This window comes from Pseudomonas sp. B21-051 (assembly GCF_024748795.1).
Taxonomy (GTDB): Bacteria; Pseudomonadota; Gammaproteobacteria; order Pseudomonadales; family Pseudomonadaceae; genus Aquipseudomonas; species Aquipseudomonas putida_A.
In genome coordinates, this window is sequence record NZ_CP087166.1 from 4,131,611 (window position 1) to 4,157,865 (window position 26,255).

Annotated in this window: 25 protein-coding genes; 12 read left to right on the top strand and 13 right to left on the bottom strand. The window is 60.7% G+C overall.

The annotated features are described in order from the left end of the window. Window position 1 precedes the first annotated feature (1 nt). On the top strand, window positions 2-2,947 hold the full coding sequence (locus LOY52_RS18445; RefSeq protein WP_258675532.1) for an HD domain-containing phosphohydrolase: 2,946 nt from the start codon (window positions 2-4) through the stop codon (window positions 2,945-2,947). On the opposite strand, the gene LOY52_RS18450 is transcribed toward LOY52_RS18445, so the two are convergent. Together LOY52_RS18450 and LOY52_RS18455 are read right to left on the bottom strand one after the other, a co-directional pair. Further along, window positions 2,948-3,430 (bottom strand): GAF domain-containing protein, encoded by a 483-nt coding sequence (locus LOY52_RS18450; RefSeq protein WP_258675533.1) that lies wholly within the window; start codon window positions 3,428-3,430, stop codon window positions 2,948-2,950. It abuts the gene before it with no gap. Continuing rightward, window positions 3,427-4,317 (bottom strand): ATP-binding protein, encoded by an 891-nt coding sequence (locus LOY52_RS18455; protein ID WP_258675534.1) that lies wholly within the window; start codon window positions 4,315-4,317, stop codon window positions 3,427-3,429. Before LOY52_RS18455 ends, LOY52_RS18450 begins: the two co-directional genes overlap by 4 nt. Window positions 4,318-4,482: 165 nt before the next feature. Between LOY52_RS18455 and LOY52_RS18460 the strand changes: the two genes are divergently transcribed. Further along, complete coding sequence (locus LOY52_RS18460) at window positions 4,483-6,804, top strand: response regulator (protein ID WP_258675535.1); 2,322 nt, start codon at window positions 4,483-4,485, stop codon at window positions 6,802-6,804. Here LOY52_RS18460 and LOY52_RS18465 read toward each other — a convergent pair. From LOY52_RS18465 to msrB, 3 genes are all read right to left on the bottom strand, one after another. After that, window positions 6,788-7,249: a MarR family winged helix-turn-helix transcriptional regulator gene (locus LOY52_RS18465; RefSeq protein WP_258675536.1), complete on the bottom strand. Its 462-nt coding sequence runs from the start codon at window positions 7,247-7,249 to the stop codon at window positions 6,788-6,790. The genes LOY52_RS18460 and LOY52_RS18465 overlap by 17 nt on opposite strands. Then, window positions 7,246-7,731: a glutathione peroxidase gene (locus tag LOY52_RS18470; RefSeq protein ID WP_258675537.1), complete on the bottom strand. Its 486-nt coding sequence runs from the start codon at window positions 7,729-7,731 to the stop codon at window positions 7,246-7,248. Before LOY52_RS18470 ends, LOY52_RS18465 begins: the two co-directional genes overlap by 4 nt. Before the next feature lie 204 nt (window positions 7,732-7,935). Next, entirely contained in the window at window positions 7,936-8,331 is a 396-nt protein-coding gene (msrB, locus tag LOY52_RS18475; RefSeq protein WP_258675538.1) for a peptide-methionine (R)-S-oxide reductase MsrB, read from the bottom strand. A gap of 223 nt (window positions 8,332-8,554) precedes the next feature. Between msrB and LOY52_RS18480 the strand changes: the two genes are divergently transcribed. Both LOY52_RS18480 and htpX read left to right on the top strand, forming a co-directional pair. Then, window positions 8,555-9,766 carry a pyridoxal phosphate-dependent aminotransferase gene (locus LOY52_RS18480; RefSeq protein WP_003226761.1) on the top strand — a complete coding sequence of 404 codons (1,212 nt, stop codon included), beginning with the start codon at window positions 8,555-8,557 and terminating at the stop codon, window positions 9,764-9,766. A 303-nt stretch (window positions 9,767-10,069) separates the two neighbouring features. Further along, window positions 10,070-10,957 carry a protease HtpX gene (gene htpX / locus LOY52_RS18485; protein ID WP_007964827.1) on the top strand — a complete coding sequence of 296 codons (888 nt, stop codon included), beginning with the start codon at window positions 10,070-10,072 and terminating at the stop codon, window positions 10,955-10,957. A gap of 183 nt (window positions 10,958-11,140) precedes the next feature. Here htpX and LOY52_RS18490 read toward each other — a convergent pair whose 3' ends face one another. Next, window positions 11,141-11,785: a thiopurine S-methyltransferase gene (locus LOY52_RS18490; RefSeq protein WP_258675539.1), complete on the bottom strand. Its 645-nt coding sequence runs from the start codon at window positions 11,783-11,785 to the stop codon at window positions 11,141-11,143. 104 nt (window positions 11,786-11,889) lie between these two features. Between LOY52_RS18490 and LOY52_RS18495 the strand changes: the two genes are divergently transcribed. Next, window positions 11,890-12,657, top strand: a complete 768-nt coding sequence (locus tag LOY52_RS18495) for a class III extradiol ring-cleavage dioxygenase (protein ID WP_258675540.1) — start codon at window positions 11,890-11,892, stop codon at window positions 12,655-12,657. Window positions 12,658-12,829: 172 nt separating this feature from the next. On the opposite strand, the gene LOY52_RS18500 is transcribed toward LOY52_RS18495, so the two are convergent. Next, the gene (locus LOY52_RS18500; RefSeq protein WP_047599851.1) at window positions 12,830-14,503 is read right to left on the bottom strand and encodes a DEAD/DEAH box helicase; all 1,674 of its coding nucleotides are present in this window, start codon (window positions 14,501-14,503) and stop codon (window positions 12,830-12,832) included. A 423-nt stretch (window positions 14,504-14,926) separates the two neighbouring features. Here LOY52_RS18500 and LOY52_RS18505 point away from each other — a divergent pair, with 423 nt between their 5' ends. After that, window positions 14,927-15,718, top strand: coding sequence for a crotonase/enoyl-CoA hydratase family protein (locus LOY52_RS18505; protein ID WP_258675541.1), 792 nt, complete (start codon window positions 14,927-14,929; stop codon window positions 15,716-15,718). A gap of 112 nt (window positions 15,719-15,830) precedes the next feature. On the opposite strand, the gene LOY52_RS18510 is transcribed toward LOY52_RS18505, so the two are convergent. Then, entirely contained in the window at window positions 15,831-16,586 is a 756-nt protein-coding gene (locus tag LOY52_RS18510) for a spermidine synthase (RefSeq protein WP_258675542.1), read from the bottom strand. Window positions 16,587-16,739: 153 nt separating this feature from the next. Between LOY52_RS18510 and LOY52_RS18515 the strand changes: the two genes are divergently transcribed. Beyond that, entirely contained in the window at window positions 16,740-18,086 is a 1,347-nt protein-coding gene (locus LOY52_RS18515; RefSeq protein ID WP_041069567.1) for a class II 3-deoxy-7-phosphoheptulonate synthase, read from the top strand. A gap of 162 nt (window positions 18,087-18,248) precedes the next feature. Here the strand turns inward: LOY52_RS18515 and LOY52_RS18520 are convergent, their stop codons facing one another. Both LOY52_RS18520 and LOY52_RS18525 read right to left on the bottom strand, forming a co-directional pair. After that, the gene (locus tag LOY52_RS18520; RefSeq protein WP_258675543.1) at window positions 18,249-19,475 is read right to left on the bottom strand and encodes a winged helix-turn-helix domain-containing protein; all 1,227 of its coding nucleotides are present in this window, start codon (window positions 19,473-19,475) and stop codon (window positions 18,249-18,251) included. Between the two features lie 64 nt (window positions 19,476-19,539). Next, on the bottom strand, window positions 19,540-19,761 hold the full coding sequence (locus tag LOY52_RS18525; RefSeq protein WP_258675544.1) for a DUF1127 domain-containing protein: 222 nt from the start codon (window positions 19,759-19,761) through the stop codon (window positions 19,540-19,542). A gap of 96 nt (window positions 19,762-19,857) precedes the next feature. Here LOY52_RS18525 and LOY52_RS18530 point away from each other — a divergent pair, with 96 nt between their 5' ends. Further along, window positions 19,858-20,712, top strand: a complete 855-nt coding sequence (locus LOY52_RS18530; RefSeq protein ID WP_025113145.1) for a LysR substrate-binding domain-containing protein — start codon at window positions 19,858-19,860, stop codon at window positions 20,710-20,712. Here the strand turns inward: LOY52_RS18530 and LOY52_RS18535 are convergent. Next, window positions 20,702-21,451 carry a sulfite exporter TauE/SafE family protein gene (locus tag LOY52_RS18535; RefSeq protein WP_178085247.1) on the bottom strand — a complete coding sequence of 250 codons (750 nt, stop codon included), beginning with the start codon at window positions 21,449-21,451 and terminating at the stop codon, window positions 20,702-20,704. The genes LOY52_RS18530 and LOY52_RS18535 overlap by 11 nt on opposite strands. Before the next feature lie 110 nt (window positions 21,452-21,561). On the opposite strand from LOY52_RS18535, the gene LOY52_RS18540 reads away from it, so the two are divergent. The 3 genes from LOY52_RS18540 (at window position 21,562) to LOY52_RS18550 (ending at window position 23,812) form a co-directional block, all read left to right on the top strand. Next, window positions 21,562-22,518, top strand: a complete 957-nt coding sequence (locus LOY52_RS18540; protein ID WP_096794959.1) for a LysR family transcriptional regulator — start codon at window positions 21,562-21,564, stop codon at window positions 22,516-22,518. Window positions 22,519-22,591: 73 nt separating this feature from the next. Next, window positions 22,592-23,047: a MarR family winged helix-turn-helix transcriptional regulator gene (locus tag LOY52_RS18545; RefSeq protein ID WP_258675545.1), complete on the top strand. Its 456-nt coding sequence runs from the start codon at window positions 22,592-22,594 to the stop codon at window positions 23,045-23,047. 345 nt (window positions 23,048-23,392) lie between these two features. Further along, on the top strand, window positions 23,393-23,812 hold the full coding sequence (locus tag LOY52_RS18550; protein ID WP_258675546.1) for an organic hydroperoxide resistance protein: 420 nt from the start codon (window positions 23,393-23,395) through the stop codon (window positions 23,810-23,812). 144 nt (window positions 23,813-23,956) lie between these two features. Here LOY52_RS18550 and LOY52_RS18555 read toward each other — a convergent pair whose 3' ends face one another. Both LOY52_RS18555 and earP read right to left on the bottom strand, forming a co-directional pair. Further along, entirely contained in the window at window positions 23,957-24,526 is a 570-nt protein-coding gene (locus LOY52_RS18555) for an elongation factor P (protein ID WP_003226785.1), read from the bottom strand. 48 nt (window positions 24,527-24,574) lie between these two features. Further along, window positions 24,575-25,717, bottom strand: coding sequence for an elongation factor P maturation arginine rhamnosyltransferase EarP (earP, locus tag LOY52_RS18560; protein WP_258675547.1), 1,143 nt, complete (start codon window positions 25,715-25,717; stop codon window positions 24,575-24,577). 125 nt (window positions 25,718-25,842) lie between these two features. Between earP and LOY52_RS18565 the strand changes: the two genes are divergently transcribed. Then, window positions 25,843-26,253, top strand: a complete 411-nt coding sequence (locus LOY52_RS18565) for a hypothetical protein (RefSeq protein ID WP_041069540.1) — start codon at window positions 25,843-25,845, stop codon at window positions 26,251-26,253. Window positions 26,254-26,255 lie beyond the last annotated feature (2 nt).

The window sequence follows — 26,255 nt, forward strand, 5'->3', positions numbered from 1 at the left end:
AATGCCCAGCCCACTGCGCCCGGATCAACGCCGGTTCCCGTTGCACGTGCACATCAGCGTCATGTTCACCTTTCTGCTGTTGCTCACAGGCGTCGTGCTGGGGCTGTTCAATTATCGCCAGACCACCAGGATCATCCTGTCGAGCAGTGAAAACCTGTTCAATCGCATCGAACAGGACGTGCGCCTGGACCTGCATTCAACCTACGAACCGATCCGCCATCTGCTGAGCCTCCTGGCCGACAACCAGGCGGCCGGGGCTACGAACCTGCAACAGCGCCTGGCGCTACTCAAGCCGTTCAGTCAGTCACTCAAGGACAATACCGATCTCGCTTCGCTGTATCTGGGCTACGGCAACGGCGACTTCTTCATGGTTCGGCCGTTGCGTACCAGCGCCCTGAAAATCCTGCTCAAGGCGCCACCGACCGCGGCCTATCAGGTCTGGAGCATCGAGCACGATGCCAGCGGCGCTACGTCGTCGCAGTCACTGTTCTTCGACCAGGCGCTGACGCCCGTCGGGCGCCAGGACAATCCCGACGACCGCTATGACCCACGGACCCGCAACTGGTACAGCAACGCCCTGCAACAGGGAGATCAGATCACCACCGAACCCTATGTGTTTTTCTCCACGCACAACGTGGGCACCACCCTGGCCCGACGCAGCGGCGCAACCCGTGTGATCGGTGCCGACCTGACGCTGGAAGCACTCTCGGCCACCCTGCTCAAACACGTGGTCACCCCCTCCACCGAAATCGTGTTGTTCGATGCCGATGGCAACGCCGTGGCCTATCCCGACAGCCGCCAGCTGATTGTCGACGGCAGCAGCGCACGCCTGGCCAAGGCCGCTGACCTGAGTCCGAACCTGCACGCATTGCTGTCCACCACGCATCAGGGCAAACGGCTGAACGTCGATGGCCGCCACTGGATCGTCGCCCGCAGCCATTTGCAAGAGGGTGGGCCGAGAGGCCTGCAAATGGCCCTGTTGGTGCCAGAGGATGAGTTGCTGGCCGACGCCTACCGCATGCGCTGGCAAGGCGCACTGATCACCCTGGCGACCTTGCTGCTGTGCCTGCCGCTGGGCTGGCTGATCTCGCGGATTCTGGTCAAACCATTGCACGCGCTGGTCAAGGAAGCCGACGCGATCCGCAGTTTCGATTTCAACTTTCCGGTCACCCGCCGCTCGCCGGTGCTGGAGGTTGACCAGTTGAGCCTGTCGATGGCGCGCATGAAGGACACGCTCGCCAGTTTCTTCCGCATCACCGACAGCCTCTGCGCCGAAACCCGCTTCGCCCCGCTGCTGCAACGGGTGCTGTTCGAAACGGTGCAGATCGCCCAGGCGCAGGCGGGTTTGATCTATCTGCGCGAAAGCGATGGCAACCGGATGGAGCCTTACGGACTGGTCATTGATGGCGCCTCGCACGAGCCGGGCGAGTTCGCTGTGCTGGGCCGGGATCTCTTGGCCGATCAAGGGCCGGCGTGGTTTCAGCAACTGATCAACGCTGACAATGTGGTCAGCAGCCTTGGCTTCGAGCAGGCCGGGGACTTGCAGAAGGTCTTGTTGGCAATGGCGTCGCCGCGCATCCACCTGATCGGAATCCGCCTGCGCAACCGCCACAACGAAACCATCGGCCTGCTGCTTTTGCTGATCAACGACAGCGGCAGCGCTCAGGACCTGGAGAAACTGCGCCCGGACCGCATCGCCTTCCTGCAAGCAGTCTCGGGCGGGGCGGCGGTGAGTATCGAAAGTCAGCGCCTGCAAGCGAAGCAGAAGCAGTTGCTCGACGCGTTCATACAGTTGCTGGCCGGCGCCATCGACGCCAAGAGCCCCTACACCGGCGGCCACTGCCAGCGTGTGCCGGAATTGACCCTGATGCTCGCGCAGGCCGCGGCCGCCAGCCAGGCGCCGGCGTTCCAGAGCTATCAGCCCAGTGAAGACGAATGGGAAGCCCTGCACATCGCGGCCTGGCTGCACGATTGCGGCAAGGTCACGACACCGGAATACGTCGTCGACAAGGCAACCAAACTGGAAACCCTCAATGATCGCATCCACGAAATCCGCACCCGTTTCGAAGTGCTCAAGCGCGATGCCTGGATCAGTTACTGGCAGGCGCTGGCGCTGGGCGGCAATGAGGCGCAACTGAGCGAACTGCGTGACGCCACGCTGACGCAGCTGGACGCTGACTTTGCCTTTGTCGCGCGCTGCAATCTGGGCGGTGAGACCATGGCACCCGCCGATCTGCAGCGCCTTGAGCGCATTGCCAAGCACCGCTGGACGCGCACCCTCGATGATCGACTGGGGGTCTCATGGGAGGAAAACCGCCGCCAGGCGCAAACGCCGGCGGCGAATCTGCCAGTCAGCGAGCCACTGTTGGCGGACAAGTCCGAACACCTGATCGAACGCGCCGACAGCGAGCTGATTCCGGAAGACAATCCGTGGGGGTTCAAACTGGATGTACCGCGTTACAAATACAATCGCGGCGAACTGTACAACCTGAGCATTGCCAAGGGCACGCTGACCCGCGAAGAGCGCTACATCATCAATCACCACATGGTGCAGACGATTCTGATGCTCAGCCACCTGCCCTTCCCCGGGCACCTGGACAGCGTTGCGGAAATTGCCGGTGGGCATCACGAAAAGATGGACGGCAGCGGCTACCCCAAACGCCTGAAACGCGACGACATGAGCCTGCCGGCGAGGATGATGGCGATTGCCGATATTTTCGAGGCCCTGACAGCGGCCGATCGGCCGTACAAGAAGGCCAAATCCTTGAGTGAAGCCCTGGGGATCATGGCCACCATGTCCCGCGAGGCGCACATCGACTCCGAGCTGTTTGCGCTGTTCATCAACGATGGGGTGTACATGCAGTACGCCGCACGGTTTCTCGATCCGCGCCAGATCGATGCGGTGGATCCGGCCAGCCTGCTGCGCAAGGCTGGCCTGAGCGCCTGATCAGCAGTCGGTCAGACGCAGGAAGATTGCCGCCAGTTGCTCGATACCGGCCTGATCGTCAGTGCCGAAACGCGCCAGTTTCGGGCTGTCGAGATCGAGTACGCCGATCAGCCGACCGTCCTTGACCAGCGGCACTACCAGCTCGCTGTTGGAGGCGCTGTCGCAAGCGATATGACCGGGGAACGCATGCACGTCTTCAACGCGCTGGGTCTGCCGACTGGCCGCTGCCGCGCCACACACACCGCGACCGAACGGAATGCGCACACAGGCGATCTGCCCCTGAAACGGGCCAAGCACCAGTTCGTCGTTGCGATTGAGGTAGAAACCGGCCCAGTTCAAATCGTCGAGCTGGTTGAACAGGAATGCCGAAAACTGCGCGGCGTTGGCGATGAAATCGCGCTCGTCCGCCAGCAGCGATTCCAGTTGTGCGGCCAACATGCCGTAGCCTTCGAGGCCCTGGCCGCTTTGTTGCAAATCAATCATGCCTTGTGCTCCAACAATTTCAGTCCCACCCAGTAACGGGCGAATTGGTACGCGCAACGTCCGTTGCGATTGCCGCGCCCGGTGGCCCAGCGCACGGCGAGGATGTCGAGCTCTTCGTCGCGCTGCCAGCACAAGCCGGCCTTGGCGGCCAACTGGCCGATCCAGTGTTCGACGACGTTGAGGAAATGTTCCTGGGTAAACGGATAGAACGACAGCCACAGGCCGAAACGGTCGGACAAGGCGATCTTGTCTTCCACCGCCTCGCTCGGGTGCAGTTCGCCATCGACGCGTTTCCAGTTCTCGTTGTCGCTTTCCTTTTCCGGCACCAGATGGCGGCGGTTGGAAGTGGCGTACAGCAGAACGTTTTCCGGGGCCTGTTCGAGCGAGCCGTCGAGCACGCTTTTCAGCACGCGATAATCGCCTTCGCCGGATTCGAACGACAGGTCATCGCAAAACAGCACGAAGCGCTGCGGCAATTTGGCGACCTGCTCGACCACCCGCGGCAGGTCGGCCAGATGGTCGCGCTCGATCTCGATCAAACGCAGGCCGGCCTTGGCGTGTTCGGCCAGCAGCGCCCGCACCAGCGAGGATTTACCGGTGCCGCGCGAACCCCAGAGCAGCGCATGGTTGGCCGGCATGCCGTCGAGAAACTGTTGGGTGTTGCGGCCCAGTTGCTCCAACTGACGGTCGACACCGATCAGGTCGGACAGGCGCATGTCGAGGCTGACTTCCAGCGGCAGCAAATACCCGCTGCGCCCGTCACGCTGCCAGCGCGCGGCCAGGCAGGTTTCCCAGTCGATCAGCGGACGCGGCGCCGGCAGCAGGGGTTCGATCCGCGCCAGAACCGACTCGGCACGTTCAAGAAAAGCATTCAATCGGGAATCCACGTCTTCTCCTCGGGCACGTTCACAGTGATGATGTCGATCCAGCGACGACAGACAGACCTCAATCCCCGCTCAGGCCTTGTTACAAGGCGATTCGGGAACCTCGGTATCCATACATGATCGACTATGCTTGAGCAGCGAAGGGAAACGGAAGTGGTTCAACACCCCATGGATATCAAATTCACCCACCGGCTGTCATACAAGCAAGCCAGATTCACTGTGCTGGTCGGGTTCATTCTGGGCACGCTGCTCAGCCTGCTGCAGATCGGCATCGATTATGCCAGCGAAGACGCCTCCATCAACCGTGAAATCCTGTCTTTGCTGGAAATCAGCCACAATCCGGCGTCGCGTATCGCCTACAACATCGACGCGGAACTGGCGCAGGAGCTGACTCTGGGCCTGTTGCGTTCACCGGCGATCATCTCGGCGCAACTGACCGACAACAACGGCAATGTCCTGGCCAACGTCAAACGCCCGGAGCTGCAAAGCGGTTATCGGGTGATCAGCGACTTCCTGTTCGGTGCCAAGCGCCAGTTCGAAGACCGCCTGTACCTCGATCACCTGCCCGAAGAATCACTGGGCACGCTGAGTCTTGAGGTCGACACCTACGCGTTCGGCAGCCGCTTCCTGCGCCGCGCCGAAGTCACCCTGCTCAACGGTTTTGCCCGCAGCCTGATCCTCACCGGCATTCTGCTGGCGCTGTTCTACGTGATGTTGACCAAGCCGTTGGTGCGCCTGATCCGGGAACTCAGTGCGCGTGACGCACGCAGCGCGGAGCCGACCACCCTCGAATGTCCGGCCGGCCACGCCAATGACGAGATCGGCGTACTGGTCAAAGTCGCCAACCAGCAGTTCGACAATATCGCCACGGAAATCCAGCAACGGCGCAATGCGGAAAACCGTCTGACCGATTACCTCGGGCAACTGGAGCACATCGTCTCGGCCCGCACCGCCGAGCTCAAGGCCATCAACACCCGGCTCAGCCAGTCCAACGAAGAACTGGAGGTAGCCCGCAGCACTGCACTGGACATGGCCGAAGCGCGCTCGGCATTCCTCGCCAACATGAGCCACGAGATTCGCACCCCGCTCAATGGCCTGCTGGGGATGATCGCCCTGTCCCTCGACGGGCCGCTGAATGCCGAGCAGCAGCAACAGCTGTCGATTGCCCACGATTCGGGCAAAGTGCTGGTTGAACTGCTCAACGATATTCTCGACCTGTCCAAGTTCGATGCGGGGCAACTGGAGCTGGAACACATCCCGTTCGATCTCGGCTCGCTGATCGAAGACACCGCCAACCTGCTGTCGCAGAACGCCGCGCCCAGCGTCGAGCTGACCTGCCTGATCGACCCGTACTTCCCGGCGCTGGTGCTGGGGGATCCGACCCGGGTACGGCAGATTGTCAGCAACCTGCTGTCCAATGCCCTGAAGTTCACCCGCTTCGGCCGGGTCGATGTGCGTCTGTCAGCCCATGACGACGGGGTGCGCATCGAGGTCTGCGACACCGGCATCGGCATCGCTCAGGAAGCCCAGGTGAAAATCTTCCAGCCGTTCACCCAGGCCGGTGCCGGCATCACCCGGCAGTACGGAGGCACCGGCCTCGGCCTGGCACTGACCTACAACCTCTGCGAGGCCATGCAAGGCCGATTGACCATCAGTTCCGAGGCCGGTTTCGGCAGCCAGTTCTGCGCTGACCTGCCGCTGCCATGCCATACCCGAGCGGTCATGCCGCCACCGCTGCACGGCAAGGTACTGGCGATCACCGCGGCCAGCAGCGGCTTGGCAGAACTACTCAAGACATTGTTGCCAGTGTGGGGCGTGAGCTATGAACAGCGCACGATGGACGACCCATTGCTGGGCCTGTCACCCGATCTGCTGATCACCGACTGCCCGGAATGCCTGTTCAGTCTGCGCCCGACCCTCAGCGCGCCGATCCTCGTTGTCACCGCTTATGGCAGCTTCATGCCCAGCGAAGAGGCCGCCGCGCTGGCGCCATTGCAGCAACAGGCCCGACCACTGGCGCGCAACGCGTTGTATCAGATCCTGCGGCGCATCCTGCTGGCGGACGTCACCACGATCAACGATGCGCAGCTCGAGAGCCTGCCGGTTCGGCGGCGCGCAAAGGTGCTGCTGGTGGAAGACAATCCGGTCAATCAGCTGGTGGCCAAAGGCATGCTCGGCAAGCTTGGTTGCGAAGTGGTGGTCGCCGCCCACGGTGCCGAGGCGCTCGATCAACTGGAGCACGATGAGTTCGATCTGGTGCTGATGGACTGCAACATGCCGGTGATGGACGGCTACGAAGCGAGCCGACAGATTCGCCAGAGCGGGCGCTGGCCGCACCTGCCGATCGTCGCACTGACCGCCAACGCCATGTCCGAAGAACGCGAGCGCTGCCGTGCGGCCGGCATGAGCGATTACCTGGCCAAGCCGTTCCGCCGCGAAGAGCTGGCGGCCCTGCTTGACCAGTGGATTCCGACTACGTCAGCGCTTTGATCTGCCCCAGCAGGTGATCGAGGCCATTGCGCAAATCGTTGAGCCGATCAAGATCCACCCCGCTGTCGCACAACAATCGGGCCTTGAGCGGCCCGACCTGCTTGCGCAACGCCTGGCCTTGGGAGGTCAGGCTCAGATGCACTTCACGCTCGTCGCGCGCAGAACGCTGGCGTTGCACCCACTGCAATTGTTCAAGACGCTTGAGCAACGGCGTCAGGGTGCCGGAGTCCAGCGCCAGACGCTCGCCCAAGGCCTTGACCGTCGGTTGCTCCGGCGCACTGTCCTGCCATTCCCACAACACCAGCATCGCCAGATATTGCGGGTACGTCAGGCCGAGCTGATCGAGCATCGGCTTGTAAGCGCGAATCACCGCCCGGGACGCGGCATACAACTTGAAGCACAACTGACTGTCGAGCTTCAGCGAATCGTCGGGCAGGCTGTTCATTTGAGCAGGGCTTCGATCTCGCCGCTGATGTCCTGCGGCTTGGTGGTCGGGGCGAAACGCTTGACCAGTTGCCCATCCTGGCCGATCAGGAACTTGGTGAAGTTCCACTTGATGCCCTCGGAGCCGAGCAGACCCGGAGCGCGCTTTTTCAACTGCACGAACAGCGGATGCGCGTCAGAACCGTTGACGTCGATCTTCTTGAACAGCGGGAAACTCACGCCGTAGTTCAGCTCACAGAATTCGCTGATCGCGCCCTCGTTGCCCGGCTCCTGCTTGCCAAACTGATTGCACGGAAACCCCAGCACCACCAGGCCCTGATCCTTGTAGGTCTGCCACAGCTCTTCCAGGCCTTTGTACTGCGGGGTGAAGCCGCATTTGCTGGCGGTGTTGACCACCAGAACGGCCTTGCCGGCAAAATCGGCCAGGATCTTTTGCTCACCCTTGATGGTGGTGACAGGAATATTCAGCAGGTTGTCGCTCATGATCCGCACTCTGAATTCTGTAAGAAGGCGTAAACATAGCGAGCAATTAAATTGCGTGCAATTTAATTAATTGCACATAACCCCGTAGGAGCTGCCGAAGGTTCGGGCCGCGTTCGGACGATCTTTTGATCTTCAAGAATCAAGAGATCGCAGCCTTCGGCAGCTCCTACAGGGTGGATCAAGCGCACCGGTCGAGCGAGCAGTTCACTCGCGCGGCTCAAGATCCAGGCACACCGAGTTGATGCAGTACCGCAGGCCGGTCGGTGGCGGACCATCGGGGAACACGTGCCCCAGATGCGCGTCGCAGCGGGCGCATTTGACCTCGGTGCGGATCATGCCGTGGCTGGTATCGCGGATTTCGGTCATGGCGCTTTCCCCGATCGGCGCGTAGAAGCTCGGCCAGCCGCAGCCGGAATCGAATTTGGTTTTGGAGTCGAACAGCGGCTCATTGCAGCAGACGCAGTGATAGACACCGTCGGTTTTGGTGTCGTTGTATTTGCCAGAGAACGGTCGCTCGGTGGCGCTCAGGCGACATACGTTGTACTGCTCGGGGTCGAGCATCGCCCGCCATTCTTCCAAGGTTTTTTGCAACTTTTCCATCATCACACCTCTGCGGCTGAAAAAGCCCGATCTGTACCTTTTCCACGGATCGGGTGGCACGTATGATTGCGCCTCGTCACACGCCAGTCTGGCAGCCAGACCGGGCGCATTCAAACGGATTCTCGGCGCCACGGCGCAAGACTCCGCCTGTGCGAAGACGCAGGAATCCCAGTACGGTTGGCCATCCGCCGTCTGGATCGTTCATTTTCGGGATCACATCGCCATGCAGTTCAGCAAATCGAACAAGCTCGCCAACGTCTGCTACGACATTCGCGGCCCGGTGCTCAAGCACGCCAAACGTCTGGAGGAGGAAGGCCAGCGCATCCTCAAGCTGAACATCGGCAACCCGGCACCGTTTGGTTTCGAAGCGCCGGACGAAATTCTCCAGGATGTGATCCGCAACCTGCCGACGGCCCAGGGCTACAGCGACTCCAAAGGCCTGTTCAGCGCCCGTAAAGCGGTGATGCAGTACTACCAGCAAAAAAATGTCGAAGGTGTCGGCATCGAAGACATCTATCTGGGCAACGGCGTGTCCGAGCTGATCGTGATGTCGCTGCAGGCGCTGCTCAACAACGGCGACGAAGTGCTGGTACCGGCCCCGGACTATCCGCTATGGACCGCTGCCGTGAGCCTGGCCGGTGGTAACGCCGTGCACTACCTGTGTGACGAGGGTGCCGACTGGTTCCCTGATCTGGCCGACATCAAGGCCAAAATCACCCCGAACACCAAGGCCATGGTGATCATCAACCCGAACAACCCGACTGGCGCGGTGTATTCGAAGGAAGTGTTGCTGGGCATGCTGGAAATCGCCCGCGCGCACAACCTGGTGGTGTTCTCCGACGAGATCTACGACAAGATCCTCTACGACGACGCCGTGCACATCTGCACCGCTTCGCTGGCGCCGGACCTGCTGTGCCTGACCTTCAACGGTCTGTCGAAATCCTATCGCGTAGCGGGTTTCCGCTCCGGCTGGATCGCCATCTCCGGGCCGAAACACAATGCCCAGAGCTATATCGAAGGCATCGACATGCTGGCTAACATGCGCCTGTGTGCCAACGTCCCCAGCCAGCATGCGATCCAGACTGCCCTCGGCGGTTATCAGAGCATCAACGACCTGGTGCTGCCGCAGGGTCGCCTGCTGGAGCAGCGCAACCGTACCTGGGAATTGCTCAACGACATTCCGGGCGTCAGCTGCGTCAAGCCAATGGGCGCGCTGTATGCGTTCCCGAGGATCGATCCGAAGGTCTGCCCGATCCACAACGACGAAAAATTCGTCCTCGACCTGCTGCTCTCCGAGAAGCTGCTGGTGGTACAAGGTACGGCCTTCAACTGGCCGTGGCCGGATCACTTCCGCGTGGTGACCCTGCCCCGTGTCGACGATCTCGAGATGGCCATCGGCCGCATCGGCAACTTCCTCAAGTCCTACCGCCAATAACCGGTCTACGGTGCGCAACGGCCGAACGTTGCGCACTGTCTGATTCAGCAACACTTCTGCTCTCCCCGCCTCGCTGCGCCTTCTACACTTGCGGTTCGTATGGCCCACACGCCTCTGGCGTAGTGGCGGCGGGTGGCGGCTGACTGTCAGCCCTTTCGGTTTCAGTGGTGGGCAATGACCTGCAGACCAGGGAATCCGCTGTAGGACACAGTTTGAAATAGTCACTCAGTTGAATCACCCCGTGCCGCACCTTATATACCCCGCAGTACGCTACATCTTTAGCTTGAGGAGATTTCTACAACCATGATGCGCATCCTGCTGTTTTTGGCCACTAACCTGGCGGTCGTGCTGATAGCCAGCATCACCCTGAGCCTGTTCGGCTTCAACGGGTTCATGGCGGCCAACGGGGTTGATCTCAATCTCAGTCAGCTGCTGGTTTTCTGTGCGGTCTTTGGTTTCGCCGGTTCGCTGTTCTCGCTGTTCATCTCCAAGTGGATGGCGAAGATGAGCACCAGCACCCAGATCATCAGCCAGCCACGTACCCGGCATGAGCAATGGCTGCTGCAAACCGTCGAGCAACTGTCCCGCGAAGCCGGGATCAAGATGCCCGAAGTCGGTATTTTCCCGGCCTACGAAGCAAACGCTTTTGCTACCGGCTGGAACAAGAACGACGCGCTGGTCGCGGTCAGTCAGGGCTTGCTCGAACGCTTTTCGCCAGATGAAGTGAAAGCCGTTCTGGCCCACGAAATCGGTCACGTGGCCAACGGTGACATGGTCACCCTGGCGCTGATCCAGGGCGTGGTGAACACCTTCGTGATGTTCTTCGCGCGGATCATCGGCAACTTCGTCGACAAGGTGATCTTCAAGAACGAAGAAGGCCAGGGTATCGCCTACTACGTGGCGACGATCTTCGCCGAGCTGGTTCTGGGCATCCTCGCCAGCGCCATCGTCATGTGGTTCTCGCGCAAACGCGAATTCCGTGCCGACGAAGCCGGCGCACGTCTGGCGGGTACCAACGCGATGATCGGCGCCCTGCAACGCCTGCGCGCCGAACAGGGCCTGCCGGTGCACATGCCGGACACCCTGAACGCCTTCGGCATCAACGGCGGCATCAAGCAGGGCTTCGCCCGCATGTTCATGAGCCACCCGCCGCTGGAAGAGCGTATCGACGCGCTGCGTCGTCGCGGTTGATTCGACCGGTGTGACCATGAAAAAGGCCCGCAGTGATGCGGGCCTTTTTTGTACATGCGAATAATGGTTGTTGCTGATGACCTCTTCGCGAGCAGGCTCGCTCCCACATTGGATTCTTGTATACAGGTTCAGTGTGGGAGCGAGCCTGCTCGCGAAGGGGCCGGCACGGTCAGCAAAAATGTATCACCAGGAAACCCGGTAAACCCGCTCCTCCAACCGCGTCACGCCCGCCTGCAGGAACCTGACACTCTCCGCCAGCACATCCTGCTCTTCCAGCATCCGCACCTGCCAGACATCACCCATCAAGCGCTGCACCTCATCATCGCTCACCGCAAACGGTGGTCCCGACATCTGCGCCTGATCGTAATCCAGGGTAATCAACAGCCCTTGCACACTTTGCGGCAGGATTTGCTGCAGATGCGCCGCATAGCGCTCACGCATCGCTGGTGGCAAGGCGATCAGCGCTGCCCGGTCGTACAACGCAGCACAGTCCGCTACATCGTCTGCCGTCAGCGCAAAAAAGTCGCCGCACCACAACTCGATGGCGTCACCGCGATAGACCTTGAACGCACCCTTCTGGCTGATCTGCGGCTGCACTTGATGCTCCTTGAAAAAGTCCTCGATAGCCTTTTCCGACAGTTCGATCCCGAGCACCTGATGACCGCGCGCGGCCAGCCACGCCAAATCCAGACTTTTCCCACACAACGGCACGAGCACTCGCGCCGTTGCCGGTACCGCCCAGTGACGCTGCAGATACGGGTTCACCTCTGGCAGATGAAAGCCGATCTGATTGGATTCCCACTTCTTGTGCCAAAACTCAGGCTGCATGCATCACCCCAAAAAATTCGATCAAAAGGCGCTAAAACTTATATTAGATTTAGATCAATGATCTGACTGAAGATGAGGCCATCTTACCGCTCAGGAACCTTTCCATGTTTCCCAGCCTGTTTATCTCTCACGGCTCACCGATGCTGGCCCTGGAACCCGGTGCCAGTGGCCCGGCACTGGCGCGTCTGGCGACCGAGCTGCCCCGCCCCAAAGCCATCGTCATCGTTTCCGCGCATTGGGAAAGCCAGGAATTGCTGGTCAGCAGCCACCCGCAACCGGAGACCTGGCACGACTTCGGCGGTTTTCCCCGCGCCCTGTTTGAAGTGCAATATCCCGCACCGGGCGATCCGCAACTGGCGGCCGAAGTTGCCCAACTGCTGAATGCTGCTGATCTGTCGGCACGCCTTGATCCGCAACGACCGTTCGATCACGGCGTGTGGGTACCCCTGTCGCTGATGTACCCGCAGGCGGATATCCCGGTGGTGCAGGTATCGCTGCCGAGCCGCGGCGGCCCGGCACTGCAAACCCGTGTCGGACGTGCCTTGGCGAGTTTGCGCAATCAGGGCATTTTGCTGATCGGCTCCGGCAGCATCACCCACAACCTGCGCGAGCTGGACTGGCATGCCGGCCCGGAAAGCGTCGAGCCATGGGCCAGGGATTTCCGCGACTGGATGATCGACAAGCTTGCCGCCAATGACGAAGCAGCGTTGCACGACTATCGTCAGCAGGCACCCAATGCCGTGCGCAGCCACCCGAGTGATGAGCATTTGTTGCCGTTGTATTTTGCCCGCGGTGCCGGGGGTGAGTTCAGTGTGGCGCACCGGGGATTCACGATGGGTGCATTAGGCATGGATATTTATCGTTTCGGATAAATGCAACAGCAAAAGCAAAGATCGCAGCCTGCGGCAGCTCCTACATTTTAGAATGCGTTCTCCCTGTAGGAGCTGCCGCAGGCTGCGATCTTTTGATCTTGAAAGACAGGCAAAAAAAATCCCCGAACCAGTCGGGGATTTTTCATGTTCGATCAATCAGCCCAAGGGCGGATCAATCTTCGCGGTAGCGACGCAGTTTCAGCTGCTTGCCAGCGACGCGAGTGTCCTTCAGCTTGGTCAGGAGTTTGTCCAGACCATCTTCCGGCAGCTCGACGAGGCTGAAGCTGTCACGCACCTGGATGCGACCGATCGCTTCACGGGCCAGACCGCCTTCGTTGAGGATGGCGCCCAGCAGGTTCTTGGCGGCGATACCGTCACGCGCACCCAGCGCGGTGCGGCAACGGGCACGGCCTTCGCCCAGAGGCATTGGCGCGCGACGCTCGCGGTCACCACGCTCAGGACGATCACCGGAACGCTCAGGACGGTCGCCACGCGGTGCGTTGTTCGGCACCAGTGGACGTTCCTTCTCGATCGCAGCCAGGTTCAACGCTTGACCGTTGGTAGCCTTGCGCAGCAGAGCTGCAGCCAGGGCACGTGGGGTGCAACCGATGTCAGCGGTCAGGCGATCCAGCAGTTCGCCGTGAGTCGATTCGGCATCAGCGACCAGCGGCGACAGGCTGTTGGTCAGTTTCTTGATGCGTGCATCGAGAACAGCCTGAGCGTCTGGCAGACGCACTTCGGCAACCTTCTGACCGGTGACACGCTCGATCACTTGCAGCATGCGGCGCTCACGTGGAGTCACCAGCAGCAGCGCACGGCCTTCGCGACCGGCACGACCGGTACGGCCGATACGGTGCACGTAGGATTCCGGGTCGTATGGCATGTCCACGTTGAACACGTGGGTGATGCGCGGAACGTCCAGACCACGGGCAGCCACGTCGGTCGCGACAACGATGTCCAGGCGGCCATCTTTCAGCGAGTCGATCACGCGCTCACGCTGGTTCTGGGCGATGTCACCATTCAGCGCAGCGGCTTTGTAGCCTTTGGCGTCGAGGGCGCTGGCCAGATCCAGGGTCGCCTGCTTGGTGCGCACGAACATGATCAGCGCGTCGAAGTCTTCCACTTCCAGCAAGCTCAGAACGGCCGAAGTCTTCTGGTCAGCGTGAACCAACAGGTGAGCCTGTTCGATCGCGGTAACGGTCTGGGTCTTGGTCTGGATCTTGACGTGTTGCGGATCGCGCAGATGGCGTTCGGCAATGGCGCGGATCGACTGCGGCAGGGTCGCCGAGAACAAAACGGTCTGACGGGTCGCTGGCAGAGCCTTGAAGATGACTTCCAGGTCATCCATGAAGCCCAGCTTCAACATTTCGTCAGCTTCGTCGAGAACCAGGTGGTTCACGGTCGACAGCACTTTCTCGTCGCGACGCAGGTGGTCACAAAGACGGCCCGGGGTAGCGACAACAATCTGTGCGCCATTACGGATAGCCTTGAGTTGCGGGCCCATCGGTGCGCCGCCGTAAACGGCAACAACGGTGACGCCTGGCATTTGCTTGGCGTAGGTTTCAAAAGCGGTTGCTACTTGCAGCGCCAACTCTCGGGTTGGCGCCAGGATCAGGGCTTGCGGTTCGCGCTTGGCAGGATCGATGCGGTGCAGAATAGGCAGTGCGAACGCGGCGGTTTTACCGGTACCGGTTTGCGCCTGGCCAATCATGTCCTGGCCGGCCATGATGATCGGGATCGATTGCTGCTGAATCGCCGAAGGCTCTTCGTAGCCGGTCGCTGCGACGGCTGCAAGAATATTCGGGTTAAGATTAAAAGCGGCGAATCCGCCGGTTTCCTGGGTCATGGGTCTGCCTCTAAGTGCATCCGCAAAGACCCATGCTCCAAAGCTGCGCATGCCGTGTTGAGACTCAAGAGTCGCCCTGGCAGCTTTGTCGGCGGGGATTTGCGAAAACGAATGAATGAAAAAAAGAATCGTCCGGGAAGAGCCCGCAATGCGGACGTGCAGCCGAAGCTGACTTCGGGAAATTGCGCTACCTAAACGCGGCCCGGTTAAAGGCCGGCGCGCACTATACCGGATTTTGCCCAAAAAGGGAGCTTTTTTTATCGCCTGAATCCGTGTGTCAGCGCTGTTTAACGGGGTTTTGCGGATAATCGTGCGAAGGTCTATTTTTCAAAGGCCCGGCCTTGCGGGCGATGACGCTTAAACGATTCACCGATGTGCGGCATACCGTCGCTGCACCCGCCCTTCCCGCCCGAGGATCCCCCCATGAATCAGCCCTGCCCCGGCCGCGTCAGCCGTGAACGTCGTGGCCATGTCCACCTGATCGGCCTTGACCGGGCCGCCAAACGCAATGCGTTCGACCTCGATCTGCTCAACGAGCTGAGCCTGGCCTACGGTGAGTTCGAGGCCGACAGCGAAGCGCGGGTGGCCGTGGTGTTCGGGCATGGCGAGCATTTTACCGCCGGTCTGGATCTGCTCAACGCCAGCGCCGCCCTCGCCGAAGGCTGGCAGGTTCCGACCGGCGGTTGCGACCCGTGGGGTGTTTTCGTCGGACCGCGAGTGAGCAAACCGGTAATTGTTGCTGCCCAAGGGTACTGCCTGACCATCGGCATCGAGTTGATGCTGGCCGCAGACATCAACCTGTGTGCGAGCAATACCCGCTTCGCGCAAATGGAAGTGCAGCGTGGGATTTTTCCTTTTGGTGGCGCGACCTTACGTTTTCAGCAGATCGCCGGTTGGGGCAATGCGATGCGCTGGCTGCTGACCGGCGATGAGTTCGACGCACACGATGCGCTGCACCTGGGCCTGGTACAGGAAGTGATGGCCAGCGAAGACCTGTTGCCCCGGGCGATCGAACTGGCCGAACGGATTGCCCGACAGGCACCGTTGGGGGTGCAGGCGACGCTGATGTCGGCGCGACAGGCGCGGTATGAAGGTGAGACAGCGGCGGCGCAGGGATTGCCGGCGCTGGTGAAGAAGTTGCTGGGGAGTGAGGATGCCAAGGAGGGCGTCAGGTCGCTGGTTGAGCGGCGGCCTGGAGTCTTCAAAGGAATCTGATGAACTGCGCCCTGTAGGAGCTGCCGAAGGCTGCGATCTTTTGATCTTGTTTTAAAATCAAAGTCAAAAGATCGCAGCCTTCGGCAGCTCCTACAGTTGACCGCGTCGCTACTCAGGTGGCCGGGCGAATACTGTTGATCAACGACTGCAACGAATACCCCAACCGCGGCGCCAGCGCTTCGGCGCGGGCGGTCAGGGCCTGCATGTCCAGCTCCTGATCCAGATCCGCCGGCACAATCAGAATCACATTGCCCTCCTTCACCGGCAGCTCCCAGTAATGCCGGTGATAGAGCCCGCGCAGCAATGCTGCACCCAACGGCTTGCCGTCATCGGTGGCCCACTGATTGATCACCAGCCAGCCACCCGGACTCAGACGCTTCTGACAGTCGCCGAGAAAACTCCAGGCCAGATGCCCGACACCCGGTCCCACGTCGGTGTAGAGGTCGACAAAGATCAGATCCGCAGGCTCGGCCGTGGGCAGCAACTCCAGCGCATCGCCGACACGAATGTACAAGCGCGGATCGTCATCCAGCCCCAGATACTCGATGGCCAGACGTGGCACGTCCGGGCGCAGTTCGATGGCTTCGACGTCTTCCAGCGGCAGGAACTTGAGACAGGCCTGCGTCAGCGTGCCGGCACCGAGGCCGAGAAACAGCGCGCTCTCCGGTTGCTCATGGCACAACGCGCCAATCAGCATCGCCCGGGTGTAGTCGTATTCGAGCCAGCTCGGATCGGCGGTGAACACGCAGCTCTGCTCGATGGCATCGCCGAATTCCAGAAAGCGGTAATCGGCCACTTCCAGCACGCGAATCACGCCGAACTCATCCTGTACCTCGGCGAGCAACAGCTCGACGCGCTCCTCAGTCATTTCGTCTCCTGATGGTCACCGGGCGCGGTGACGCGATGGCACCGCTTCGGCGCCGTGGCAAAGCGGCGATTGTCGGTGATGGGGCGGGAGCAGGTCACGCACTAATTGCTGGTACCATGGGCTTCCCGTGCGTAGAACCAATTAGAGACCGTGATGAGCCAACCCTGGAGCCCTGACAGCTGGCGCGCCCTGCCGATCCAGCAACAACCCCAATACCCTGACGCGGCGCATCTGCGCCAGGTCGAGCAGACCCTGGCCAGCTATCCGCCGCTGGTGTTTGCCGGCGAAGCACGCGAGCTGCGCCGTCAGTTTGCCGAAGTGACTCAGGGCCGGGCGTTCCTGCTGCAGGGCGGCGATTGCGCGGAAAGCTTTGCCGAGTTCTCGGCGGCGAAGATTCGCGACACGTTCAAAGTATTGCTGCAAATGGCGATCGTCATGACCTTCGCCGCCGGTTGCCCGGTGGTCAAGGTCGGGCGCATGGCCGGCCAGTTCGCCAAGCCGCGCTCGGCCAACGATGAAACCCTCGACGGTGTGACCCTGCCCGCCTACCGTGGCGACATCGTCAACGGCATCGGTTTCGACGAAAAGAGCCGCGTGCCGGATCCGGAGCGCCTGCTGCAGTCGTATCACCAGTCCACCGCCACCCTGAACCTGTTGCGCGCCTTCGCCCAGGGCGGTTTTGCCGACCTGCATCAGGTGCACAAGTGGAACCTGGACTTCATCGCCAACTCAGCGCTGGCCGAAAAATACAGCCACCTCGCCGACCGCATCGATGAGACCCTGGCGTTCATGCGCGCCTGCGGCATGGACAGTTCGCCGCAACTGCGCGAAACCAGTTTCTTCACCGCCCACGAAGCGCTGCTGCTGAATTACGAAGAAGCCTTCGTGCGTCGCGACAGCCTGACCAACGATTACTACGATTGCTCGGCGCACATGTTGTGGATCGGCGACCGCACCCGTCAGCTCGACGGCGCCCACGTCGAATTCCTGCGCGGGGTGAACAACCCGATCGGGGTGAAAGTCGGCCCGAGCATGAATCCGGATGATCTGATCCGCCTGATCGACGTGCTCAACCCGGACAACGATCCGGGACGCCTGAATCTGATTGCGCGGATGGGTGCAAACAAGGTCGGCGATCACCTGCCGGCACTGATCCGCGCGGTGCAGCGTGAGGGCAAGCAGGTGCTGTGGAGCTCCGACCCGATGCACGGCAACACCATCAAGGCCAGCAGCGGCTACAAGACCCGCGACTTCGCGCAGATCCTTGGCGAAGTGAAGCAGTTTTTCCAGGTGCACGAAGCCGAGGGCACTTATGCCGGCGGGATTCACATCGAGATGACCGGGCAGAACGTCACCGAGTGCATCGGTGGCGCGCGGCCGATCACTGAAGACGGACTGTCGGACCGCTACCACACCCACTGTGATCCGCGGATGAATGCCGACCAGTCGCTGGAACTGGCGTTTTTGATTGCGGAAACCCTGAAACAAGTCCGCCGCTAGACCGCCCGCGCCCATCGCCTGTAGGAGCTGCCGAAGGCTGCGATCTTTTGATCTTGATCCTAAAAAACAAAATCAAAAGATCGCAGCCTTCGGCAGCTCCTACAGGGGTCAAGATCACCCAAAGATCTTTGTGGGAGCCAGCCTGCTGGCGATAAGGCCAGTTCAGTCACAGACAATTGCAGACATTGCCACCCGCAACCGCCCCGCACTCTCACGCTGACAATTAAGCTGCACTCGCTCAAGCCCCAGCCAATCGGCCATCTGCCGCAAATTCAACGCCAGCGCCAACATCCCCTGATCATCCAGCCCCGGCTCTTCCTCGTGCACCGCATGCACCGCCAGACGCCCCGCCGCCCGCTCGGCACGCAGATCGACCCGCGCGGCAATCCGCTCGTTGTGCAGGAACGGCAGCACGTAATAGCCATAAACCCGCTTGTCCTGCGGCGTATAGATCTCCAGCCGATAGCGGAAATCGAACAGCCGCTCGGTACGACTGCGCTCCCAGATCAGCGAATCGAACGGTGACAACAAAGCACTGGCGACAACTTTACGCGGGACTTTCGGCTGCGGCAGGCAGTAGGCGATCTGTCGCCAGCCGGCGACTTCGCAGGTCTGCAACTGCCCGTCCTCGACCAGCTCCGCCAGACGCGGGCGCGCATCGCCAGGGTTCAAGCGGAAATAATCGCGCAGATCCTTTTCCGTGCCGACGCCCAATGCCTGGGCCGCGTGCAGCAGCAGACCACGCTGGGCGTCGGCTTCATCCGGCATCGGTCGCTGAAGGATCTGCTTTGGGATGACCCGCTCCGGCAAATCATACAAACGCTCAAAACCGCGGCGACCGGCCACGGTCACTTCACCGGCGGCGAACAACCATTCCAGCGCATGCTTTTCCGCGCTCCAGTCCCACCATTGCCCGGCCTTGTCCTCGCGGGTCGACAGACTGCCGGCGCCCAATGCACCGCGCGCCTCAACCGCACTTAAAACCCGGCGCACAACGTCCTGCTGCTCAAGACCAAACTTCGCCAGTTGCTGATAAATGTCTCTGCCAGTTCTGGCCCGTTGCATGCGCCAACCCATCAGCGGGTACATCGTCAGCGGCAGCAACGACGCTTCATGGCCCCAGTATTCGAACAGCGTGCGCCGACGCCCCGAACTCCAGGCAGCCTGGTCGAGCAGATCGGAAGAATAGGAACCGAGACGAGAAAACAGCGGCAAGTAGTGCGAGCGCACCACGGCGTTGACGGAGTCGATCTGCAACAGCCCCAGCCGTTCGATCAGCCGGTTGAGGTGCGGCGCCTTGACGGTCGGCGGCTGGCGCCCGTTGAACCCTTGGGCAGCCAGCGCCAGACGTCGCGCCTGTTTGAGGGAAAAGGCCAGAGTCGCGGGCATGAACATCTCCTTGTCTGCTCGCAACCTACCTCACCTGAAAGTGGTTTGTGTAGTAAGGCCCTGATCATTTATGCATCGGATCGTCCCAGAACGGCCGAATGGCCTCGTGTTCGACGTCGGCACGGCTGACCCCGATGTCTTTCAGCGCTTCGTCGCTCAGGCTGGCAAGCAACTCACGCTCACGGTGCAGTTCGTACCAGCGGCTAAACTTGTGCAGCAGGTCGGAAACGATATGGCCGTGGCCGGAAAATTTTGTGTCGTCTACATAATCTCTTTGACCTTTCATCGTGTTGCCCTCCTTGTGGATGGCTCAAGTCTCGCGCTGGCGCTAAGATCAATCCAACGAATGTTTCTGATGGCATTCATCACGGAGATTCATCAATTGTCGGCCTACCCCAGTATCGATACCGATGTCCTGCGCACTTTCGTTGCGATTGCCGATCAGGGCGGTTTTACCCGCGCCGGCGAGATGGTCAACCGCACGCAATCGGCCGTGAGCATGCAGATGAAGCGCCTCGAAGAAGACGTGCTGCAGCGACAGTTGTTCGAGCGTGACGGCCGCCAGGTGCGCCTGACCGCCGAGGGCCAGGTGCTGCTGGGTTATGCGCGGCGTATCCTGAAATTGCACAGCGAAGTGTTCAACACGCTGCGCGAGCCGCACATGGTCGGCACCGTGCGCATCGGTACGCCGGACGATTACGTGATGCGGTTTCTGCCGGGGATCCTGTCGCGGTTCGCTCAGTTCTACCCGCTGATCCAGATCGAAGTGCATTGCGAGTCCAGCAAACAGCTGTTGCAGCGCACCGATCTGGACCTGTCGATCGTCACCCGCGAGCCGGGCAACGAGATTGGCCAGTTATTGCGCAAGGAGCGTTTCGTCTGGGCCGAGGCGCAGAATTTCAGCGCCCACGAGCAGACGCCGTTGCCGCTGGCGATGTTCAACAGTGATTGTTTCTGCCGTTTGTGGGCGTGCAATGCGCTGGACGCGATGGGCCGCGACTACCGCATCGCCTATAACAGCACCAGCCTGTCTGCGCTGATGGCGGTGGTGAGCGCGGGTCTGGCGATCACCGCGCAACTGGAAAGCCTGATCACCCCGGACATGCGCATTCTTGGCGCCGCCGAAGATCTGCCGCTGTTGCCCGAGGCCAGCATCATGCTGATCCGCAACCTGAACAATCCGTCGCCGATCACCGAATGCCTGGCCGAGCACATCGTCGAAGGCTTCAAACTTTAAACGCAAGCATCACCGCGCACAGCACCAGAAAGCCGCAAAACAGCCCGCGCAAGAGCCGTTCAGGCATGGCGTGGGCGACTTTCACCCCCCAACTGATGCTGGCCAGACCGCCGATGGCCAGCGGCAGGCCGATCATCCAGTCCACTTCGTGATGCACCGCGTACGTCACCAGGGTCACGCCGGTGCTCGGCAATGCCAACGCCAGCGACAGGCCCTGGGCAACCACTTGGCTGGTGCCGAACAGGCTGGTCAGCACTGGCGTTGCCACCACGGCCCCGCCGACACCGAACAAACCACCCATGGTCCCGGACGCTGCGCCGAGAACACCGAGCCATGGCCATGAGTAACGCATCTCGGAGGTCACGACGGTTTTTTTGCCGAACATCTTCAGCAGGTTGTACGCCGAGAGCACCACAAGGAACGCGACAAAGCCGATACGCATGGTCTGCGCATCGATGCCCACCGCCCAGATCGAACCGATCCACGCAAAGCAAAAACCCATGACCGCCAACGGCAGCGCATGACGCAGCTCGATGCGATTGCGCTGGTGATAGCGCCACAGCGCCAACATCACGTTGGGCACCACCATCACCAGCGCCGTGCCTTGGGCGATCTGCTGATCGAGGCCAAACCACACGCCCAGCAGCGGGATGGCGATCAAACCACCGCCGATGCCGAAGATTCCGCCCAATGTGCCAAGGGCGGCGCCAAACAGCAGGTACAACAAAAACTCGATCACAACGATTTCCTCATCCGTCAGGCGATTCATCCTACGCAGTCGAGGCTGGCGGGGAAACGCACAGCAACGCACAATGGCTATGCCAATTTCGCACAAGCACCGAAGCACTCATGAATCCCAATCAGTTGACCGAACAGCTCGGGCTGTTTCTCGATGTCCTGGAGAGCGGCAGTTTTTCTGCGGCTTCCCGTCGTCATCCGCTGACGCCTTCCGCCGTAGCGCGGCGCATCGACAGCCTGGAAAGCGCGGTCGGCAGCCAGTTGTTCATTCGCAGCACCCACGCCGTGCGGGCGACCCCGGCGGGTCTGGCGTTTGCCGAGCGAGCACGACGCATCGTCAGCGAACTGCAACTGGCCCGTGCCGAGGCGGTGTCGTTGAGCAGTGCGCCGGAAGGCTTGATCCGCATCGATGCCCCCGCCGCTTTTGGTCGCCGCCATCTCGCGCCGGTCATCGCCGACTTTCTGGTGCTGTACCCGGGCCTCGACGTGCAGTTGCACCTGATCGACAGCTTCATCGATATGCACGGCTCGAACCTAGGCAAAGTCGATCTGGTGCTGCGCGCCGGGCAAATGGCCGATACGCGCCTGGTCGCCACCCCGCTGGCGAGCATGGTGCGCATTGCCTGCGCCAGCCCCGACTACCTGAAACGCCGTGGCGCACCGCGCCATCCCGCGCAATTGAGTGAACATGACGGGCTGGATTGGGAAGGCCTCGCCCCACCCTTCGCCTGGCGCTTCGAACTGGACGGGCAAATGCAACTGCATCGCCCCGCACGCATCCGCATGAGCGCCAACAATGCCGAGGCGCTGGTGTGCGGTGCTCTGGCCGGGCTGGGCATCGCGCATTTGCCGACCTGGCTGGCCAGCGAATACCTGCTGCGCGGCGAACTGCTGCCGCTATTCTGCGAGAACGGCCTGCCGCAACCAGAGAGCACTGGCATTTATGCACTGCGCATGGAACAGCAGACCCACTCGCGCAGCCGTCTGCTTCTGGAATACCTGAAGACCCGCTTCAGCCCGGTGCCACCGTGGGATCTGGCGCTGCAACGCGAGCTGGGCCGGCACTAGATTCTGGATAATTATCTGGCGCATTAAACATTCGGGCGCTAGATTCAAGCCCATCATAGAACAAGGCTTTGCCATGACCACCGAACGCGACACCTGCGACGACCTGCTGCTGGATAATCAGGCGTGCTTCGCCCTGCATTCCACTTCGCTGATGATGACCAAGGTCTACAAACCGCTGCTGCAAGCGCTGGGCCTGACCTACCCGCAGTATCTGGCAATGATGGTGCTGTGGGAAAAGGACGGTTTGACCGTGGGCGAAATCAGCACGCGTTTGCTGACCGATCCAGGCTCGCTGACACCGCTGCTCAAACGGCTGGAAGGCGAAGGTCTGCTCAGCAGAACCCGCAGCCGTGAAGACGAACGGGTGGTGATCGTCGAACTGACCGCGCAGGGCCGGGCTCTTCGTGAGCAGGCCAAAAGCGTTCCGCAATGCATCTTGGGCGCCAGTGGTTTCACCCTCGAACGCCTGCAGGATCTTCAATCTGAGCTGCAAGCCCTGCGCAGCCATCTGCAAGACAGCCTGACCTGAGCCCACCTGACTTCCCCTTGTGGGAGCGAGCCTGCTCGCGAAAGCGTTCTTTCACCACACCTCCGCTGACTGGCACACCGCTTCCGCGAGCAGGCTCGCTCCCACCAGGATCCCCTGCTGATCTGAAGATATTGATGCCGTGAAAATTATTTTTTTGGCTTTGATACGTCTTCGGCCGCTCTAAAACAGACTTTCCAGCCAGCCATATCACCCTTCTTCATTACTGATCCGATTTTCTCTACAAATTTATCTTGCGCACTAAACATTAGCGAGCTACATTCATATCGCACTTACTTAGCGCGCAAACAATTAGCGCAAAAACAGACATCCAACGAGGCCCACACCATGCAAACTCTCTACACCGCAATCGCAACCTCCACTGGCGGCCGTGACGGTCGTGCGATCTCCAGCGACAACATCCTCGACGTCAAACTCGCTACCCCGAAAGAACTCGGCGGTGCCGGCGGCGCAGCGACCAACCCTGAGCAACTGTTCGCTGCCGGTTACTCCGCCTGCTTCATCGGCGCGCTGAAATTCATCGCCAGCCAGACCAAACGCAAAATCCCCGACGACGCCTCGATCACCGCGCACGTCGGCATCGGCCAGATTCCCGGCGGTTTCGGTCTGGACATCGACCTGCACATCAGCCTGCCGGGCCTGGAGCAAGCGGATGCGCAGAGTTTGGTTGAAGCGGCGCACCAGGTCTGCCCGTACTCCAATGCCACTCGCGGCAACGTTGACGTTCGTCTGCACACCACCGTGTAACTCAAGCAAAAGATCGCAGCCTGCGGCAGCTCCTACACTGATGTCTGTAGGAGCTGCCGCAGGCTGCGATCTTTTGATCTTTCTTGCACACACAAAAAAGCCCGACTCAATGGTCGGGCTTTTTCTTTCCGCGAAAAGCAGTGCTTATTTGGCACGGCCTTTGTAGGAACCGCCTTCGCGGGTATCGATCTCGATCATGTCGCCGATTTCGATGAAGTCAGCAACCGACAGCTCGGTACCGTTCTTCAGTTTGGCAGGCTTCATCACCTTGCCGGAAGTGTCACCGCGAGCGGAACCTTCGGTGTAGTCAACCTGACGCACGATGGTGGTCGGCAGTTCTACGGAAACCAGACGCTCTTCGAAGAACACGGCTTCGCAAACGTCGGTCATGCCTTCTTCAACGAAAGGCAGAACGCTTTCGATGTCTTCGGCGTTCAATTCGTACATGGTGTAGTCAGTGGTGTCCATGAACGTGTAGGTGTCGCCGCTGATGAAGGACAGGGTCGCTTCTTTACGGTCGAGGATCACGTCGTCCAGCTTGTCGTCCGCACCGTAAACGGTTTCGGTCTTGTAACCGGTCAGCAGGTTCTTCAGCTTGGTCTTCATGATCGCGCTGTTACGGCCCGACTTGGTGAATTCAGCTTTCTGAACCAGCCAAGGATCGTTGTCGATACGGATCACGGTACCGGGTTTGAGTTCTTTACCAGTTTTCATTGCGAATATCCGAATTTGGATGGGATTTACAAAAATCTAGGCCGCGTATCATATCCAATTTAGGTAAAACTGTACCAGCGCCGTGGCAAGATCCGCCTGCAAGCCTTGTTCCAGACACCACGCCTCGGCGTTTTCCTGCAGTTCTGGCCAGTGTTTACGGGCCTCCAGCCAGTGCCCGGCGATCGGTTGTCCGGCACTCCAGGCCCGCCACAGACCGTTCATCGCCTCTGCTGCGGTCGGCGAAAGCCCCTTCGTATACAACGCAAGGAACGCATCGAGCTTGTCGAGGTGGATGTCTTCGTCCTGCTGATAGATGTGCCAGAGCATCGGTCGCCCGGCCCACTGCGCCCGGACGAACGAGTCCTCACCGCGCACCGCGTTGAAGTGGCAGCACCAAAGCAATTGATCGTATTGATCCTGACGGACGAACGGCAGCACCTGCACCGTCAGCGCCTGACGCACATCCAGATCGCCGACAGCCAATGCATCGACCCCGAGCCAACGCGCAACATCACCGAGAATCCGCCCCTCCGGCACCAGCAGATGGGTCGGCGTGCTATCGGCCGCCAATACATCCAGCCAACTGGCCAGCCCGGCATTTTCGTAGGCAAACAACGAGATCAGTTGCGCGTCCGCTGCTCGATCGACGCCCAGGCCTTGCAGGAATTGTCGCTGCGCAACTGCATCCTGCTGAAATTGCCGACGCCGCTCAAGCAGACCGCTTTCACGTAGCAAGCCGCCCGTCCCCGACTGAAATCCGGGAAAGAAAAAGAATTTCTGCACCGACTTGTACTTCACCGACGGCAAACCGTGACAACCGCTGACCCAGTCTTCGGCGCTGAGGTAATCGAGGTTCATCCACAGCGGTGGCCGTTGCCGCTCGGCCATGGCGTCCATGTAAGCCGGTGGCAACTGGCAGGCAAATGCGGCGATCACCACATCGGCGGCTTCCGTTTGCGGCCATTCGCTCGGCCAGTGCCGCACCTCAACACCCCGCTGCGATTGTTGCGCAAGGTTGATGTCGATCTCGGGGCAGATACGTTCGAAGGCGCGCAGGTCATCGACCCACAAGCGCACCGCCAGTCCATGTTCGGCCACCAGTTGCCGGGCCAGACGCCAGGTCACGCCGATGTCGCCATAGTTGTCGACCACGGTGCAAAAAATATCCCAGCGGGTTTTCGGTACCGGCATGCAAAGACTCGCGTTGGCAAAAGGGATGATTGTCCGCATAAATGACCTCGCGCAGAAGAGCCGACGGCGATTAATCTTCGTGCGACAATCGCCACTTGCCCGCAACCATCCGCCAGGAGGCAGCCATGCCCTATCGTCCCAATCCGCGTCGCCCGTTGCCCGTTCAGCTTAGCGCGCTGCAACTGACCGGCAGCATTGCCCTGGGCATGTGGCTGGGCTTTCTGGCCATTGCCCTGACTTGCTGGCTGATTTCGCGGTTCGTGTTGACCGAGCAACTGGCACCGGTTGCCCAGGCCGTGCAGCAACTGGCCAAGCCGCCAGCGGCGGTCCAGGTGCAACCAGACATTCCGCCACAGAGTCCGCTGTTCGAGCAGTACGAAGAAAACCTGCGCAAGAACGAGCAGCAGGCACGGCTGGATCAGGCTCGCGGCAGCAGTCGCAACCAGTCGAATCCGAAATGCCAGTTCTGGCTGCAACAGGACCAGACCGCGCCGAGCGAAAAGAGCCGCGCCAACGTTTTGCAATTCTGCGATTGATC